This is a genomic window from Bradyrhizobium sp. 137, from assembly GCF_023074095.1.
Classification (GTDB): domain Bacteria; phylum Pseudomonadota; class Alphaproteobacteria; order Rhizobiales; family Xanthobacteraceae; genus Bradyrhizobium.
This window is the reverse complement of the sequence record NZ_JADPKU010000127.1, coordinates 129,353-145,861: the sequence shown is the minus strand read 5'-3', so window position 1 is coordinate 145,861 and position 16,509 is coordinate 129,353. Positions and strand designations below refer to the sequence as shown.

Sequence of the window (16,509 nt, the reverse complement as noted above, 5' to 3'; positions counted from 1 at the left end):
TCGTAGCGTTACCGATTAGCGGATGAAAACGGAGGCCTCACGGCCTCCGTTTTGGTTTTGGGCGGCATCCTCGCTGTCGTGCCCCGGACGCAGCGTAGCGCCCCTTCGGCGGTGCGCTGCAGAGCCGGGGCCAATGTCGCACATCACACCGTGTTGCCTTCTGGGTCCTGGCTCTGCGCAGCAACGCTAAGGGCGTTGCAGCGCGTCCGGGACACGAGACCTGGCGCTCACAATACGATGGTGAGCGACACGCGAACACCTCGCCAACTATCGTCTGCGCTCGCTCGCCGCCGGCTTTGGCGGCTCGGGCGGCGGGGCGGGTTGCGATGAGTTGCTGGCGCCGAACAGGACGCGGGTCGGGTTGCGGTCGAAATTGTTCACGGCGCGACTGATGTCGCCGAGAGTGCGGCGGCCATCGCTCATCAGCGCGCCGGAGCGCTTATCGAAATCCTCGGCCAGTTCGCGGATCGACTTCACCGCCTGGAACAGCTCGCCGCCGTCCTTGCCGCCGGCCAGCGTGTTGAGGCCGAGCATGAGATTGTCGGCCTTGAGCATCACGCCGTCGACCTTGGCCATCACGCCATCGATCTTCTCGGAGTTGCGAGCGAGCGAGTTGGTGAAGGTCTCCAAATTCTTCAGCGAGTTCTTCACCGATTCCTGATTGTCGGCGACGATCTTGTTGATGTTCTGGAGCGTGCCGCGGATCGCCTCGGTGACGTCCTGGAGCTTGTTGGGATCCGCCGTCAGCGTCGGGATGCCGTCCTGGTCGAGCGGCGGCGGGGCCGCGGCCTCGTCGCCGCCCTTGAGCGAGATTGCGGCGACGCCGGTGAGGCCCTGGAATTCGAGCCCGACCAGGGTGTCCTTGCGGATCGGGGCGTTGTTCTCGATCATGGCGAGTGCGACGACCCGCCGCGGGTTGTCCAGCTTCACCGAGACCACCTCACCCACCCGAATTCCGTTGAAATTGACGCTGCCGCCGTTGCGCAACCCCGCCGCGGGGCCCTCGAACACGACGCGCAGGGGGCTGCGCTGCTTGGTGGTGTGCAGCGACTGAAACCACAGCACGAAGCCGAACGCAGCGGCGATCACCGCCAGCGTGAACGACCCGATCAGCACGTAATTTGCGCGCGTTTCCATCAGCTACTCCGGCACCTCAGCCCATCACCGCGCGGGCGCGCTTGCCATGGAAATATTGTCTCAGCCAGGGATGCTGCGAGGCCTGCATGTCGGCGATCGACCCTGCTGCAATGATCTTACCGTTCCCTAAAACGGCGATGCGGTCACATGCTGTGTAAAGGCTATCGAGGTCGTGCGTTACCATGAAAACGGTCAGTCCCAAAGTGCGCTGGAGCGTCCTGACCAGCTCGTCGAAGTCGCCGGCGCCGATCGGATCGAGGCCCGAGGTCGGCTCGTCCAGGAAGACGAGATCCGGATCCAGCGACAGTGCACGGGCGAGTGCCACGCGCTTGATCATGCCGCCGGAGAGCTCGGACGGGAAGCGCTCGGCAACTTCCGGCCTGAGACCGACCATGGCCAGCTTGGCCATGGTGATCTCGTCCATCAGCCGCTGCGACACGCGCAAGTATTCGCGCATCGGAAACTGGATGTTCTGCCGCACCGTGAGCGAGGAGAACAGCGCGCCCTGCTGAAACAGCACGCCCCAGCGCCGCTCGACATTTCGCCGTTGCGACGTGCTGGAAGAATCGAGGTCGACGCCGAACACCTCGATGCAGCCTGCGACCTTCGGCACGAGGCCGATGATGGTGCGCGTCAGCACCGATTTGCCGGCGCCCGAGGGACCGACGAAGCCAAGGATCTCGCCGCGCTTGACGTCGAGGTTGAGGCCATCGAGCACGCGCGTTGCGCCGAACTGCACGGTGACATCGCGGACTCGGATGATGGGGTTCTGGATCTCGCCTGCCATCGTCACATCCCGATCGAGGCGAAGAAGATGGCGAAGATGCCGTCCATGACGATGACGAAGAAGATGCCCTTCACCACCGACGCGGTCGTGTGCTGTCCGAGCGATTCCGCGCTGCCCTGTACGGCGAGCCCTTCGACGCAGGCGACGATGCCGATCACCGCGGCCATCACGGGTGCCTTGACGATACCGACGATGAAATGATCGATCGAGATGGCGTCGCGCAGCCGCAACAAGAAGGCCTCCGGCTGGACACCGCCATAAAGCCAGGCGACGAGCCCGCCGCCATAGAGCGCGGCCATCGCGCCGAGGAAAGCGAGGATCGGCAGCGCAATCACGAGCGCCATCATGCGCGGCAGCACCAGCACCTCGATCGGGTCGAACCCCATGGTGCGCAGCGCGTCGATCTCCTCGCGCATCTTCATCGAGCCGAGCTCGGCGGTGTAGGCGCTGCCCGAGCGGCCGGCGACCATGATCGCGACCAGCAGCACGCCGATCTCGCGCAACACCAGCACGCCGAGCATGTCGACGACGAAGATATCGGCGCCGAACCTCCGGAAATGGAAGATGCCTTGTTGGGCGATGATGCAGCCGATCAGGAAGGTGATCAGCACGATGATCGGCACCGCGCGCCAGCAGACCTGCTCCATGTGGTGCACGGTCGAGGTCAGGCGGAACGAGCGCGGGTGGATCAGGACGCGAAAGCCCGCGGCGAGCACCGCGCCGAGCATGTCGACGAGGCCCGCCATCGTACCGGCAACGCCGGCGACCGCCCGGCCGATCTGCTCCAGCATGCCGATGATGGTGATCGTGCTGCCGTCGACCACGGGCGTCGCCCTGACCCGCCGCACCTCGTCCACCAGGCTCGAATAATTGGCGGAGAGCCCCGCGATCTGGGCCTCGACAGGTCCTTTCGTCAGGCTGCGGCGCAGCCGCTCGATCAGCCAGGCGCCGAACGTGTCGAGCTTGGCGACCTCGGAGACGTCGATGAAAATGCTTTGGGGGCTGCCGGCGAGCTGCTCGGCATCGGCCACCAGCCGCTCCAGGACCGGCGCGAAGCTCGCGGTCCAGGTCCCGGTGGCGCAGAGTGCAAGCGCATTGCCCTTGGCAACCCGTTCCAGCTTCGGATCGCCGCTCAAGATGTCCGCTCCCCTGCCGGGACGGAGGAAAACAGAAGGTTGCGCACGCGCCCTTACCTAGAGAAGGTATCCCCAACTGGCCACTATTAGTTGCTAGAGGTAACCAGCAGGTTCAGATTTCGCCAGAGTTCAAAATGACTTCCAGCAAACTTGTCTCCCTGGCGGCACGAATCGAACGCTTTCCGATTGCCGGCAGCTTTACCATCAGCCGGGGGGCCAAGACCGAGGCCGTGACCGTCGTGGCGGAGGTCAGTCAGGACGGGCTGACCGGCCGCGGCGAGTGCGTGCCCTACCCCCGCTACGGCGAGACTCCGGAGGCGACGCTCGGCGCCATTCAGGCCATGCAGCAGGCCGTGGCGCGCGGGCTGACGCGGCAGGCCCTCCAGGCGGCAATGCCGCCTGGAGCGGCTCGTAACGCGCTAGATTGCGCCCTGATTGACCTCGAGGCCAAGATGGCCGGCCTGCGCGCCTGGAACCTGCTGGGCCGCCCGGAGCCCGGCGAGCGTACGACCGCCTACACCATCTCCCTCGGCACGCCCGAGAGCATGGCCGCGGCAACCGCCAAGGCCGCACACCGGCCGCTGCTCAAGATCAAGCTGGGCGGCGAAGACGATCCGGCGCGGATCGCGGCGGTACGCAAGGCCGCACCCGAATCCGAGCTGATCGTCGACGCCAACGAGGCCTGGAGCGAGGCCAATCTGGAGCACAATCTTGCCGCCTGCGCCGACGTCGGCGTCACGCTCGTGGAGCAGCCGCTGCCCGCTGGCAAGGACGAGGCGCTGGCACGGATCAAGCGTCCGGTCGCGGTCTGCGCCGACGAGAGCGTGCACGACCGCTCGTCGCTCGAGTCCCTCCGTGCGCGCTACGACGCCGTGAACATCAAGCTCGACAAGACCGGCGGCCTCACCGAGGCGCTCGCCATGGCTGATGCCGCGCGGTCGCTCGGCTTCGAGATCATGATCGGCTGCATGGTCGCGACCTCGCTGTCGATGGCGCCTGCGATGCTGGTGACGCCGCAGGCGCGCTTCGTCGATCTCGACGGCCCGCTGCTGCTGGCGCGCGATCGCGATCACGGCCTGCGTTATGACGACAGCCTGGTTTACCCGCCGGGCGCTTCGCTCTGGGGATAAGGCTTGAGCCGGTGCCGCGCCGACCAGATCACCAGCGCACCGGCAGCGGCCATCGCGGCCATGACGTAATACAGGCCGTCGCCGATGCGGGCGTAGATCGCGCCTGACGCGATCGAGGTCGTTGCGCCCAATAGACCGTTGCATGCGGCGTAGTAGCCCTGTCCCCGCGCGATCTGGTGCGGCGGCACGCGCTGCACCAGGAGATTCATGGTGCCGACGATGGTCATGCCGAAGGTGAGACCGTGGCCGAGTTGCACGATCGCGAGCAGCATCAGCGGCGGCTCGTTGGCGGTAACGATCCAGCGCACCACGGCGCTGAGCCCCCCGATCGCCATCATCGTGGACGGATGCAGCGAGAAGCGCGGCGAAAGGGCGAACACGACGATCTCCGCGATCACACCCAGCGTCCACAGGGCCGCGATCGTCAGCCCGCCGAGACCCTGGAGCTGCCAGTTGATGGCCGAGAAGGTGTAATAGGCGACGTGGCTGCCCTGGATCAGCGCCGCCGAGGCGATGATCGCCCAAAAGCCGCCATCGCGCAGCAAGGCCTTGCCGGCATGCGTCTCGGCGGTCCTGCGCCTGACCTCGTCGAGCGGCTGAAGCAGCACGCTGGCGAGAACCGCCACGACGGCCCATGCGACGATGACCCAGATCAGATCACGTGGCGCGATGCTGTCGATCAGATAGCCGCAGGCGAGCGAGCCTGCGGCGAACGCCGCCGAGCCCCACAGCCGCAACGGCCCGTAATCGAGCCCGTAACGCGCGACACCGCGCAGCGCGTAGGCATCGGTCAGCGGCATCGTCGGCGTCCACATCATGCACGTTAGCGCATAGATCAGGAACAGGGCCAGCGGCTGCTGCTGCAAGCCGACCGCGGTAAAGCCGATCGCCGTCGCCAGCACCGACACTATCATGGCGGCGCGAATAGCCTGCCGCTTTTCGGCAAAGGCGGTCACTTGCGGCAGCGTGGTGAAGCGCGTGATCGCCGGCAGCGCGTTGATGAGGCCGATCCAGGCCGCGTCGACGCCGATTGCCTTCAGCCATACCGGGAAGAACGGCAGATGCGTGCCCGAGACCGCGAAGACGGCCGAATAGAACAGGGCGAGGCTCACGGCGAATCGCCGCTTCTTGGCTTCCGCCATGGGGATTTGTGATTCGCCTGCCATCAAACCAATTGCGATTCGGTCGATATCGTGGTGATCGTTACAGTAACGCGCGGTGATTTGCGCGACGAGATTGTCATGGCCAACGAAGCATTCGCCCTTTCGCCCATGTCTGCCCGCGCGGCCGAGCCGAACGAGCAGGATTACGACGCGATCCGCGAAGCCTTCATGGAGACCGCGCGCGGCCGCTGGTTCCTCGGCGAATATGCCAAGCGCAACCGCAATGCCGACACCCGCATGGTGCTCGATGCGGTTGCGAAGATCGAAGAAACCCTTGCGGCACAGCGACAACCCGTCGTCGAGGACCGCCTGCCCGAGGCGCTGGTCGAGATCCGCCGCGCCATCCGCGAGGCCGAGACGATTGCGATCGCGGCGTTCGATCCCGCCGCGATCGAGGCGAGCCTCGCGCCGATCCCGCGCGGGGTGCGTATCATCAAGGAGATCTCCTGGCGCTGGCGCGAGATCGGCGCCGACGGGCGAATCTGCGACCTCATTGATTCGCAGCTCGCCTCAATCGAGGCGGCCTGCGGACAGATTTCGACCATCGACCCCCGCGTCGAGCTCCAGGCTGCCTTCGATCTGCTGAGGGATCGGGTCGAGCAGCTCGACGGCGGCGCTACGCCGCAAGCGGCGCCTTACGAGCCGGCTCCCAGGCAGGAGGCGCCGTCGTCCGCGGCAGACCTGCCGCCTGCCGAAGTCGCACCTGGCGCGATGGCGAGCGAAGCCCCCGTGGCTTCTACGGAGGCGCCGCAGGACATCGCAGCCGCCCCTGAGGTCGAAGCAACAGGCATCACTGAGACGTCTGCCGTTGCCGAGCGGGCCATGGACGCCGCAGTCGCGCCGGAGATCGTCCCCGAAGGCCAGATCGCTGCCGAAAACGCTGCGCTCGACAATGTTGTGCCTGATGATGCCGAGCTTGAAGGCGCCTCGTTTGAAGAACCGACCACTGAACCGGCCGCTTTGAGGAAAGCAACCGACGCGTTCGCGCTCGATGCCGCCGCGGAAGCCGAGGACGAAGCCATCCTCGAGGCCATCGCGCTGGAAATGGCCGCGCCCGACTCCGATTTCGACGAGATCATCGAGCCGGTGGAGAATGAAGCGGTCGCTCCGGAGCCGGCAGCTGCCGAGGTCGCAGCTCCCGTTATGGCGGAGTTGCCGGAGCCGATCCCGCCAGAGCCGGTCGTCGCAGCGGTCGAGGAAGAGCCCGCAGACGCGCCGATCGCGATGGACTCGCTCGCGCGCCTCACCGACGCCATCGCGGAAGCTGCCGCCGAAGTGATGGAGCAGCAGGCCCCGGCGATGGCGGCCACGGCAACATTCGCGGCAGCGCCAACCGCGCCGCTGCCGATGCCCTCGCCCCTGTCCGCGTCCTTGCCGGAGCCCTCGCTCGGCGCCACCATCCTCGCCAGCGGCATCTTGCAGAAGCCTCGCGCGCCGGCGAACGACCCGCTCGCGCCCATCCGCCGCATGACCCAGGCCGAGAAGATCGCGTTCTTCTCGTAAACCTCAGCACCCCACTCCGTGTCCCGGATTAGCAGCAACGCCCTTTGCATTGATACGCAGAACCGGGACCCAGAAGCCACGTTCCCCGCTGCTACATGGGCGCCGACTTCGCGATTTTGTACGATGTCGTCTGCCGATTGCGCGCAAGCGTCGCGTCACGGCCGTACTTGGAACAAGCCGCAATCAACGCGTCCACATCGGTCGACGCGTAGGTAGCTCCGCGACAACCGTTTCGCTGTTGATGCTGTCTCGGCTTGCGAAGTCAGTGCACATCTTGGCGGCAGCGCACTACCATCTCGTGGTGCGAGGAGATTAAGCTTGTGACTATCCAGATCGTGAGTGCGTTTGCGGCGTAGGACAGCAATTCGCAGACACATTCGATAAGTTGATCTGTTCCATGTCGAGCGAAACTGGGATTGCTAAATGCGCAACAGTAAACGAAGCATGTGGAACTCTGGGATTCCGTCTGGCCGTAGGGTTTTACCCATGCGCATTTTGCAATTGCATTGCTGCCCGCGGTGCACTTGCATCGAAATCGTGGAGTTGCGCGGTTGAGCGTTGAGATTGTTGTTGAGAGCGAAGGCGTCTGGAAAATGAATTGGATATCAGTGCGTGTAGAGAAAGCAGACTTAAACAAATGTTGAGATCGCTGTTCGGCGCCGCTTCGAATGGAGGAAGCGGTGCAAGCGTTACCGCGGCTTCGCTGTGGTAATGGCTCCCGGCGGATTTGGTAACCGCCTTCTTGCAACACTTCCGCGATCAGACTTCGATCTGCTGGCGCCCGAGCTGGAGACGGTCGTCCTCGATCACAACGCGGTGCTCTCGCGAGCGGGCGAGCAGGTCGATTACGTCTTCTTTCCTCATGCCGGCGCCATCTCGCTGATGGTCGACATGGCGGATGGCCGGACGGTTGCAACCGCAGTGATCGGGCGTGATGGGGTCGTAGGCAGTCTTTCGGTGCTGGGGCCGTCGCCTTCGGCCATTACCGCCATCGTTCGGGTGGCGGGCACCGCCTCTCGGATTTCCGCGTCGCGATTTCACGCCGCTTTTGCCCGGAGCCCTGCGATCCGCCACGCAATCCAGAGCCACGTTAGAGCGATGCTCATACAGTTTCAGCTCGGCTCGGCCTGCCATGCGCTGCATCCGGTCGAAGCCCGCATGTCGCGTTGGCTGCTTCAGTTGCGCGACTGCGTCGACCAAGACGTCCTTCCGCTCACCCAGCAGGAGCTGTCGCAAATACTCGGTGTCCGACGAACGACGGTGACGCTCTTGATGCGCAATCTGCGCGCGTCCGCTGCAATCATCTCTGATCGAAGAGGCCAGATCGAAATCGACCGGTCCCGACTGGCGGCGGCCGCCTGCGAGTGCCACGACACCATGCGGCGCGAAATCGAGGAGGTGTTCTCGATGGGGATGGGCCGATCACGCGAAACGGCCTTTTCGCGAGATCGGCGAATCCTGACCAGCGAACCCGGCGGCGCAGGGTAAGCTGCTTTCAATTGGGTCGAGACACGCCGCAACCTTGCACGATTGCCCTCCTCCTTCCGGGGAAGTCAGGAGGGCGCTGGTGAACTAAAAGCCAGTTGCCGGAGAGAGAAGGACGGAGCGTCGAACCTGATCACGTTCTCTCGGGTCGATCACTGTCTCCTGCAGATTTGCATTGCGCCTCGATTTTCGCAAGCTCGCGCAGCACCGCCGCCACCTCGCGCAGTTCGTTGCGCGCGGGGCCCGGCTTCAGTCGTCGTGCTTCGTCAAGAAATTCTCTGGCCTGCATCAGGAAGACGGAGCGTGCATTGGTTGTTTGCGCCCGCGCCATCGTGTCCCTCCAGATTACGATCCACGAGCTGTGGGGACGGTCAGGCCGTGTGCCACGGCTGCGGCGCTGCGCGAGCGCTCGGCTCATCCACCCAGCCTTCCTGTGCAAACCAGGCGTGATCGGCCTGACAGATCGGACAATGGGTGCGCCTGAAAAACACAATGCTGCGCAAAAAACTCTCGCGATCGGCCTTGATGCCGGTGGGGATAGCGCGGCCGCTTCGCGGGCATTTGATCATGACCATTCCCATGTGACCTCCCTTTGCACGTCAGCTTGCATTCCGAAACAAAGGCCGGCCCGTCATTGCGCCTCTTATTGGTGCGGCTACTTGGGGGGCATCGCGCACCCGGCCATTATCGGTCGAGCATGTGGGGGCATGTTCGTGGCGAGGCTTGTTCCGACGGGCCGGTTTCCCTCCTGAAGGACTCCTGGACGAGAGCTTTTTAGCTGGGCGGATGCAGGACCTTGGCGAAGTACTTCTTGATCGGCTCGCCGGCTTCTTTCGCAAGCTTCTCCCCAAGCCCCCACAATTCCTTGTTCTGGGCGGACGCGGTGTCGAAGGTCTTGCGCGCTTGCGCAACGGACAAGGTGAAAACATCCGGGACTGACTTGCTACCCAGGGCCTGCGCGAAGAAGTCGATCGCGGACACCGTATTGGCGTTCGACATTTCGATCAGCTTGGCCGCGTAGTCGGTTGCGCCCTTGGCATTGCTCGAATACGTCTCACACAGCGCTTCCGCCATCTCCGCCGACGCGACCTTGATTTTCTCGCAGCCTTGCTGTGCGCTGGCGACCCCCTGCTCGGCGAAACCGCCGATCGCGCTAGGCAACGGGATATTCGGGAACCCGAACAACGGAATTGCGTAACCATTCGTCCCGTTCAGTCCAACTTTCACTTCGCTTTCACTCACGGCACCATCCTCGTTCTCAAGCGGCATCATTTCCCGAGAGGTTGACTTGCCTCATGGGACTGGAGGCGAGGACATGTCCCCGCTTCCGTGTTCGATCAGATTCAAAGGAGCTCTTAACCCCGGCCCTGAGATGCCATCATGCGCGAAGCAAGCGGACGCTGTCGGTTCGATGTGCGACTCTCGGTGAAATTTTTCTCTCAGATGTCAAGACACGCAGTCGTCATATCTACAGGAATTGTGCTGTGCGGTGGGAGCCTCGTCAGGGGTGTGAGGCACTCCGCGCGAGCGCGCTCTGAATCGTTCCTGCGTCGGTGGCGGGGCGCCGCGCCATTTCGGAGTATGCTATCGCCGCCAAAACCGGCCAGCTCTCCGACCCAGTCCAGTTGAAGCACTGTCGCCGTAATGCAAATCGCCGTGGCGAAGGAACTAGCGGCGCGCCATTCTACCCTCGAGCACGCGTCTCGCTACGACGCGACCCAGCCTTGGCGCGAGCCGACCTTGTCGTTATGCGCAGGCCATCGGGGTGCGGCTCTGAGATTCGGGTCCAACTGCTCTCGCCGCCAAAGGCAAGCGGCCATCGACACGCAGCCGACTGTGACCAGTAGTCCATGCGCCGCGCGGAGGGGCTGCGCGCCAAGGAATTGCGGAATGTATAAAGGACATCCCGATGGCAACGGGGACGCCGCTTGCCTTTGGATAGCGACAGGAGCGCCAATGCGCCGTTGCGGTCCCACCTGCATCGGCCCGCGGTGCCCCGGCTCTGCAGCGCACCGCCGAAGGAGCGCTGCGCTGCGTCCGGGGCGCGAGAGCGCCGCGCGAGCAATTACCCGCAATTCCAGATCGGGCCAATCGGCGTTCGCGTCCAGCATGGCCCGAAACTGCCGCCATTGTAGCGGCCGCCGCCGAAGCCGGGGCGGCCGAAATAGTGCCACTCGCCATCCCAACGGTAATACTGAGGTACCGGGTCGATGTACCAGTGGCGCCGGTCTGCGCGCGACAGACGACGCATTGCGTCCTTCTGCTTGTAGAGCGGGATGCTGTTGCTGAGCGGCTGTCGATAGCCCGGCAGGAAGCCGTAGCCTTGCCAGACCGGCTTGGGCCGCTTTTGAATCGACGCAGCCGGCGCGACGGCAGGGAGCAGCGACAGGATGACAGCAACAGATAGACACACAAGGCGAGACATGAATCGACCATAGTCGGTCAGTTGCGCGGAGGCCATTCAAATTCGGGTGCAGAGTTCTGCGCGACGTTGCGCAGAATGATTCCTTAGCTGATCACGCCCTTGCGGATCAGGAAGCAGCCATAAGCTCGGCTGTCGCCCACCTGCACGACGCCGAAGCCCGCCGCCGCCGCGCGATAGAAATGCGTGCGTGAGAGTTTGCCGGGAGCAACGGGGCCGCCGGCCGCGCGTTCGATCTCCGCCAACACGGCGCGCTGCACGTCCGGGACTCGATCGGAATCGTCCACCGGCATCATCACGCGCACCGGATCGGGATCGAAATCGTCGAGCGGATAGAGCGTCATGATTGCGCGGACGGCCGTCTCCATGCGCATGCCAGGCAACTGGATCAGGCGCTGCGACGAGGTCGCCGCGGCAATGCGGGTTGCGGGATGGTTCGCGTCGACGACCACGAGATCGTCGCCGTGGCCCATCGAGGCGAGCAGCCGGAGCAGGTCGGGTGTCAGGATCGGATCGATCGATTTCAGCATGTGACGGACTGTCCTCCCAAGCGATGGCTAACCATAGCAGGTTCCAAACGTGATTCAGATCACGGAGCCTACCATCGTGATCGTGATCACGGACGTCAAACTCGAACGCGGTCAGGCTTCTTCGCAACCAATCTCGCATCGAGATGAGTGCCAAAGGAGCACGCCATGTTCCGCCTAAAGCATTTCCTGATGACTGCGGGTCTTCTGGGAAGCCTGTTCGGCTTCGCCTGCGGACCCGTTTCCGCGCAAGTCGCCCCGGTTGCACCGGCTCCCACTGTGCTGCAAGGCCCGGAGCAGCGGGTCGCGCTGGTGATCGGTAATGCGAACTACCAGAACGCGCCGCACCTTGCGAACCCCGACGATGACGCGCAATCGATGGCGCAGTTCTTGAACTCGGCCGGCTTCGAAGTGGTCGCCGCGACCGACTTGACCCAGAACGACATGCTGCGCGTCGTCCAGGACTTTTCCGCCAAGGTCGCTTCGCGCGGTCCGAACACGGTGGCGATGGTCTACTACGCCGGTCACGGCGTGCAGCTCGCCGGCGAAAACTATCTCGTTCCCGTCGACGCCAAGGTCTCGAGCCCGACCGAGCTCGTCAACAATTCGGTGCGCCTGGTCGACGTGATGTCGACGCTGGAGACGATCCCGAGCCGCATGCGCATCGTCATCCTGGATGCCTGCCGCAACAACCCCTTCCCCCAGATCAACGACGCCGGCCGCGGCCTTGCCATTGTCGATGCGCCGAACGGCTCGATCGTCGGCTACTCGACCGCACCGGGGGCCGAAGCGCTCGACGGCACCAACGGCCACAGCCCCTACACGCAGGCCTTCCTGAACGTCGCGCGCGAGCCCAACGTGCCGATCGAGCAGCTGTTCAAGCGCGTGCGCCTGCAAGTGAACCAGACCACCAGCGGTGCGCAAATCCCATGGGAAAGCTCGTCGCTGACCTCTGATTTCACCTTCTTCGGCGACACCGCCGTTGCCGCCAACCGCGCGCCGGTGAAAGCGCCAGTGGTGCAAATGGCCTCCAACCTGCCGAGCCGCTCGACCCGCCAGGCCTATGACTACGTCGTGTCCGAGGGCCGGCCGGAATATTATCAGGAGTTCATCCAGATGTACCCGCACGACCCGCTTTGCGACCACGTCCGCTGGCTGCTCAACAATCTCCTGATCTCGCAGGCCTGGCACAAGGCTGTGCTCGCGAATTCGCCTGTTGCCTACAAGAGCTTCCATGACAGCTTCAGCAACAGCCCCTATGCGCATGTCGCGCTGAAGCTGCAGGCGCAGCCGAAGGAGATCCCGTTGATGCAGGCGACCAAATTCCTGGCGCCGCAGAACATCGCCCCGACGCTTAAGATCGGCAATCTCGGTCAGCCCAAATACATGCCGCTGATGCAGCAGGACAATGGCGGCGCGCATGTAAACGGCAATTTGCCAGTCGTGCAGAAGCCGCTCGATGGCAACCTGATCGGCAAGCTCGGCAATGGCGGCCACATCGTCAACCTGCCGGCGGGCAACAACCAGCCGAACCAGCAGAACGGCACTTCGTCGCAGACCCCGGGCAAGATCGTCACCCTGCCTGCGCCGACCAACACCATGCCGAATGGCGGCAACGCCAACGGCAAACCCGGCAAGATCGTGAGCATGCCGGTCAATGTCGGCAAGGGCGGCCCGAACGTCGAGGCGAAGCCCGTTCAGAACCAGAACCACCCGATCCGCATCAACAATGGCAACACCGGTATCGTGAAGCTCAACACCAATGCGGCGAACAAGGTGCAGGTCCAGAATAACGTAGCGAACAATCGTCCGCAGCTCAACTCGATGCCGACCCGCATGGTCAACAGCGGCAACAACTTTCGCCAGTCGATGAACCAGGCGCCGAGCATGGGCGGCAACAATCGCCGGAGCTTCATGCACTGATCGCGCGGAGAAGGTGCGCGCCCTCCCCCGCTTGCCGGGGAGGGTTGGGGGAGGGTGCTTCCACAGTCGAGGACCCCCGAGAGGAAAGAGCCCCCACCCGGCGCTTCGCGCCGACCTCCCCCGCAAAGCGGGAGAGGTTGCACCGAGCAAGGGGCGAGCTGAATCCGCCAAGCACAATGCGAAAGGGGTAGAGCGGCAACGCTCTGCCCCTTTCTGGTCATTCCAGATTGTGCCATGAGGCGCAGGCCGCGCTCATGCGCGCCCCGGAATGATGCTAGCTAAGCCACCAGCTCGGCGAACAGATCCGCATCGACATTACCGCCGGAGAGCACGATGACGACGTTCTTGCCGGCGACGTCGAGACGTCCCGCCAGCAGAGCGGCAAGGCCCACGGCGCCGCCCGGCTCCACCACGAGCTTGAGCTCGCGATAGGCAAACGCCACGGCAGCACCGACTTCGGCATCCGACGCGGTGACACCGCGCGCGAGCAGCTTGCTGTTGATCGCAAACGTCATCTCGCCGGGCATCAGGGCCATCAGCGCATCGCAGATGGTGCGGCCTGCCGGCGGATGCGGCTCGCGATGACCCGCGGTCAGCGAAATGCCGTGATCGTCGAACGCCTCCGGCTCCGCGACTACGATTTCGGCCAGCGGATAGCGCGCCTTCACGGCCGTCGCGACGCCCGCGATCAGGCCGCCGCCGGAAGCCGGCGCCACCACGATGTCGGGGGCAAGGCCGAGGCCCGCCATGTCCTCGGCGATCTCGCGGCCGGCGGTGCCCTGCCCCGCAATCACGAAAGGATCGTCATACGGCTTGACCAGCGTCGCACCGCGCTTCTCGGCAATGCCGCGCGAGATCGCCTCGCGGTCGTCGCGGTCGCGATCGTACAGCACGACCTCGGCGCCGTAGGATTTGGTGCGCTCGCGCTTGGACAGCGGCGCATCCGCAGGCATCACGATGGTCGCCTGCATGTCGAGGATCTTCGCCGCGGCCGCCACGCCCTGGGCGTGGTTGCCGGAGGAGAACGCGACGACGCCGCCGGCGCGCTTGTCCTGCGGAATCGAGAATACCTTGTTGAAGGCACCGCGGAACTTGAACGAGCCGGTGCGCTGGAGCATCTCCGGCTTCAGGAAGACCTTCGCGCCGACGCGCTCGTTGAGCACGGGGAAAGACAACAGCGGGGTGCGGATGGCGTAAGGCGCGATCACGCGCGCTGCGGCGTCGATGTCGGCGGGGCCGACCGGGAGGAGCTGTTCGGTCATATCAGACCTTATCGCGGCCTGGGAGCCGCGAGCAAGACACCTCCCCGCGAGGATTTTTGGTCGATTAGGCCACGAAGCGCGGCTGTTCCGCCCCGTTCCGGCAGGGCAGCACCGCGCCCAGTCCCTCGATGCTGGCGACGAAAGCCCGGGCCGAAGCCTCCCAGGTGTAATTGGCGGCGAACGCGACGCAGTCCTGCCTGGAGATGTCGAGCGCGGCGAAGCAGGCGTTGCGCAGATCGTGATCGAGCGCGCCGACCGGCGCATTGCCGATCACGTCGCGGGGCCCCTTCACCGGAAAGGCCGCCACCGGCAAGCCGCTTGCGAGCGCTTCCAGCAGGACCAGGCCGAACGTGTCGGTCTTGCTCGGGAACACGAAGACGTCGGCCGCAGCATAGATTTCCGCCAGCGCCTCGCCGTGCTTCTCGCCGAGGAAGATCGCGTCGGGATAGGCCTCTTCGAGCGAGGCCCGCGCCGGACCGTCACCAACGATCACCTTGGTGCCGGGCAGGTCGAGGTCGAGAAAGGCCTCAAGGTTCTTCTCCACCGCGACCCGGCCGACCGAGAGGAACACCGGCGCCGGCAGACAGAGGTCGATCGCGCGGGGATGGAACAAATGGGTATCGACGCCGCGCGGCCACAGCACGACGTTGTCGAAGCCGCGCTCGGCGAGCTCGCGCGCGAGCGCAGGCGTGGCCGCCATCACGGCGCGACTGGGCGCATGGAAGCGGCGCAGCGCGCGCCAGATCAGCGAGCCCGGCACCGGCACGCGAGCACGGACATATTCTGGAAAGCGGGTATGGAAGCTGGTCGTGAACGGCAGCTTGCGCTGGCGGCAATAGCGGCGGACCATCAGGCCGATCGGCCCCTCCGTCGCGATGTGGATGCTGTCCGGGCGTGCTTCTTCGATCAGCTTTGCAATTCGCGCCGGGCGCGGCATGGCGAGGCGCACGTCGCGATAGCTCGGCATCGCAAAGGTGCGGAACGATTGCGGCGTCAGGAACGTGAACGCGACGCCGAGCCCCTCTGCCGCGTCGGCCAGCTTGGTCAGCGTCCGAACCACACCGTTGACTTGCGGGTGCCAGGCGTCGGTCGCGACCAAGATGCGCATCAGGCAGCTCTTGCCGCGACCTGCGGGACGGTTGCCGGCTTCTGCAAATGATCCGCCCAGGTGATGATCTCGAAACGGCCGTCGTCGTGCTCGACCAGCGCGGTGCAGCTCTCGACCCAGTCGCCGCAATTCATGTAGCGAATGCCGGCCTCGTCGCGGATCACGGCGTAATGGATGTGGCCGCAGATCACGCCGTGCGCGTCGTGACGTCGCGCTTCGGCGGCGAGCGCCTGTTCGAACGCGCCGATATAGTTCACGGCGTTCTTGACCTTCTGTTTGGCCCATTGCGACAGCGACCAATAGGGCACGCCGAACAAGCGGCGGAAGAAGTTGACGAGGCGGTTCATCTGGATCGCGAAATCGTAGGCCTTGTCACCGAGATGAGCGAGCCAGCGCGCGTTCTGCACCACGAGGTCGAAGATGTCGCCGTGAATGACGAGATAGCGCTTGCCGTCGACGCCGGTATGAACGGTGTTCTCGACCACGTCGATGCCGCCGAAATGCGTGCCGTAATAGTTGCGCAGGAACTCGTCGTGATTGCCGGGAATGTAGATGACCTTGGCGCCCTTGCGCGCCTTGCGCAGCAGCTTCTGGACGAGGTCGTTATGGGATTGCGGCCAGTGCCAGCTCGATTTCAGCGCCCAGCCGTCGACGATGTCTCCGACGAGATAGATGGTGTCCGCATCGTGGTAGCGCAGGAAGTCCAGCAGAAGATCGGCTTGAGAACCGCGGGCTCCGAGATGGACGTCGGAGATGAACAACGTGCGAAAGCGCCGCTCCGGGCTCTCGTCACTCACATCGTAACTTCCCATGCGCCAGCCTGTAACAATGTCCCGTGACAGGGGGATGACCGATTGAACTTTTGAGGCACCTTCCGATACGAATCACGCCTTGCCTCGCCTGCCCTGCGAATATCAGTCGCATGC

Annotated in this window: 15 protein-coding genes; 4 read left to right on the top strand and 11 right to left on the bottom strand. The window is 64.4% G+C overall.

Annotated features, from left to right (window positions below; translation table 11 throughout):
* Window positions 1–267: 267 nt before the first annotated feature.
* From IVA78_RS31825 to IVA78_RS31815, 3 genes are read right to left on the bottom strand one after another with little or no spacing between them, the layout of a single operon-like run.
* Window positions 268–1,137: an MlaD family protein gene (locus IVA78_RS31825; protein ID WP_247421946.1), complete on the bottom strand. Its 870-nt coding sequence runs from the start codon at window positions 1,135–1,137 to the stop codon at window positions 268–270.
* Between the two features lie 16 nt (window positions 1,138–1,153).
* Window positions 1,154–1,924 carry an ABC transporter ATP-binding protein gene (locus tag IVA78_RS31820; protein WP_247469399.1) on the bottom strand — a complete coding sequence of 257 codons (771 nt, stop codon included), beginning with the start codon at window positions 1,922–1,924 and terminating at the stop codon, window positions 1,154–1,156.
* Window positions 1,925–1,926: 2 nt separating this feature from the next.
* The gene (locus IVA78_RS31815) at window positions 1,927–3,060 is read right to left on the bottom strand and encodes an ABC transporter permease (RefSeq protein ID WP_247449134.1); all 1,134 of its coding nucleotides are present in this window, start codon (window positions 3,058–3,060) and stop codon (window positions 1,927–1,929) included.
* Window positions 3,061–3,194: 134 nt separating this feature from the next.
* Here IVA78_RS31815 and dgcA point away from each other — a divergent pair, with 134 nt between their 5' ends.
* On the top strand, window positions 3,195–4,190 hold the full coding sequence (dgcA, locus tag IVA78_RS31810) for an N-acetyl-D-Glu racemase DgcA (protein WP_247469397.1): 996 nt from the start codon (window positions 3,195–3,197) through the stop codon (window positions 4,188–4,190).
* On the opposite strand, the gene IVA78_RS31805 is transcribed toward dgcA, so the two are convergent.
* The gene (locus IVA78_RS31805) at window positions 4,160–5,356 is read right to left on the bottom strand and encodes a major facilitator superfamily domain-containing protein 6 (RefSeq protein ID WP_247469395.1); all 1,197 of its coding nucleotides are present in this window, start codon (window positions 5,354–5,356) and stop codon (window positions 4,160–4,162) included. The two genes, dgcA and IVA78_RS31805, sit on opposite strands and share 31 nt — an antisense overlap.
* A 75-nt stretch (window positions 5,357–5,431) precedes the next feature.
* On the opposite strand from IVA78_RS31805, the gene IVA78_RS31800 reads away from it, so the two are divergent.
* On the top strand, window positions 5,432–6,856 hold the full coding sequence (locus tag IVA78_RS31800) for a hypothetical protein (protein ID WP_247469393.1): 1,425 nt from the start codon (window positions 5,432–5,434) through the stop codon (window positions 6,854–6,856).
* Between the two features lie 711 nt (window positions 6,857–7,567).
* Complete coding sequence (locus tag IVA78_RS31795) at window positions 7,568–8,344, top strand: Crp/Fnr family transcriptional regulator (RefSeq protein WP_247469391.1); 777 nt, start codon at window positions 7,568–7,570, stop codon at window positions 8,342–8,344.
* 130 nt (window positions 8,345–8,474) lie between these two features.
* Here IVA78_RS31795 and IVA78_RS31790 read toward each other — a convergent pair whose 3' ends face one another.
* The 4 genes from IVA78_RS31790 to IVA78_RS31770 all read right to left on the bottom strand — a co-directional run bounded on the left by IVA78_RS31790 (window position 8,475) and on the right by IVA78_RS31770 (window position 11,293).
* Window positions 8,475–8,672, bottom strand: coding sequence for a hypothetical protein (locus IVA78_RS31790; protein ID WP_247278715.1), 198 nt, complete (start codon window positions 8,670–8,672; stop codon window positions 8,475–8,477).
* A gap of 443 nt (window positions 8,673–9,115) precedes the next feature.
* Entirely contained in the window at window positions 9,116–9,583 is a 468-nt protein-coding gene (locus IVA78_RS31780; RefSeq protein ID WP_247469389.1) for a phasin family protein, read from the bottom strand.
* Between the two features lie 823 nt (window positions 9,584–10,406).
* A complete protein-coding gene (locus IVA78_RS31775; protein WP_247421971.1) occupies window positions 10,407–10,802 on the bottom strand; it encodes a hypothetical protein in 396 nt (131 codons plus the stop codon).
* A gap of 47 nt (window positions 10,803–10,849) precedes the next feature.
* Entirely contained in the window at window positions 10,850–11,293 is a 444-nt protein-coding gene (locus tag IVA78_RS31770; RefSeq protein WP_247421974.1) for an RbsD/FucU domain-containing protein, read from the bottom strand.
* Window positions 11,294–11,458: 165 nt separating this feature from the next.
* On the opposite strand from IVA78_RS31770, the gene IVA78_RS31765 reads away from it, so the two are divergent.
* Window positions 11,459–13,213, top strand: a complete 1,755-nt coding sequence (locus IVA78_RS31765) for a caspase family protein (protein ID WP_247469387.1) — start codon at window positions 11,459–11,461, stop codon at window positions 13,211–13,213.
* 278 nt (window positions 13,214–13,491) lie between these two features.
* On the opposite strand, the gene IVA78_RS31760 is transcribed toward IVA78_RS31765, so the two are convergent.
* The 3 genes from IVA78_RS31760 to IVA78_RS31750 all read right to left on the bottom strand — a co-directional run bounded on the left by IVA78_RS31760 (window position 13,492) and on the right by IVA78_RS31750 (window position 16,395).
* Window positions 13,492–14,475, bottom strand: a complete 984-nt coding sequence (locus tag IVA78_RS31760; protein WP_091892002.1) for a threonine/serine dehydratase — start codon at window positions 14,473–14,475, stop codon at window positions 13,492–13,494.
* 64 nt (window positions 14,476–14,539) lie between these two features.
* A complete protein-coding gene (locus IVA78_RS31755) occupies window positions 14,540–15,583 on the bottom strand; it encodes a glycosyltransferase family 1 protein (RefSeq protein WP_247421978.1) in 1,044 nt (347 codons plus the stop codon).
* Window positions 15,583–16,395, bottom strand: a complete 813-nt coding sequence (locus IVA78_RS31750; protein WP_247278723.1) for a UDP-2,3-diacylglucosamine diphosphatase — start codon at window positions 16,393–16,395, stop codon at window positions 15,583–15,585. Before IVA78_RS31750 ends, IVA78_RS31755 begins: the two co-directional genes overlap by 1 nt.
* Window positions 16,396–16,509 lie beyond the last annotated feature (114 nt).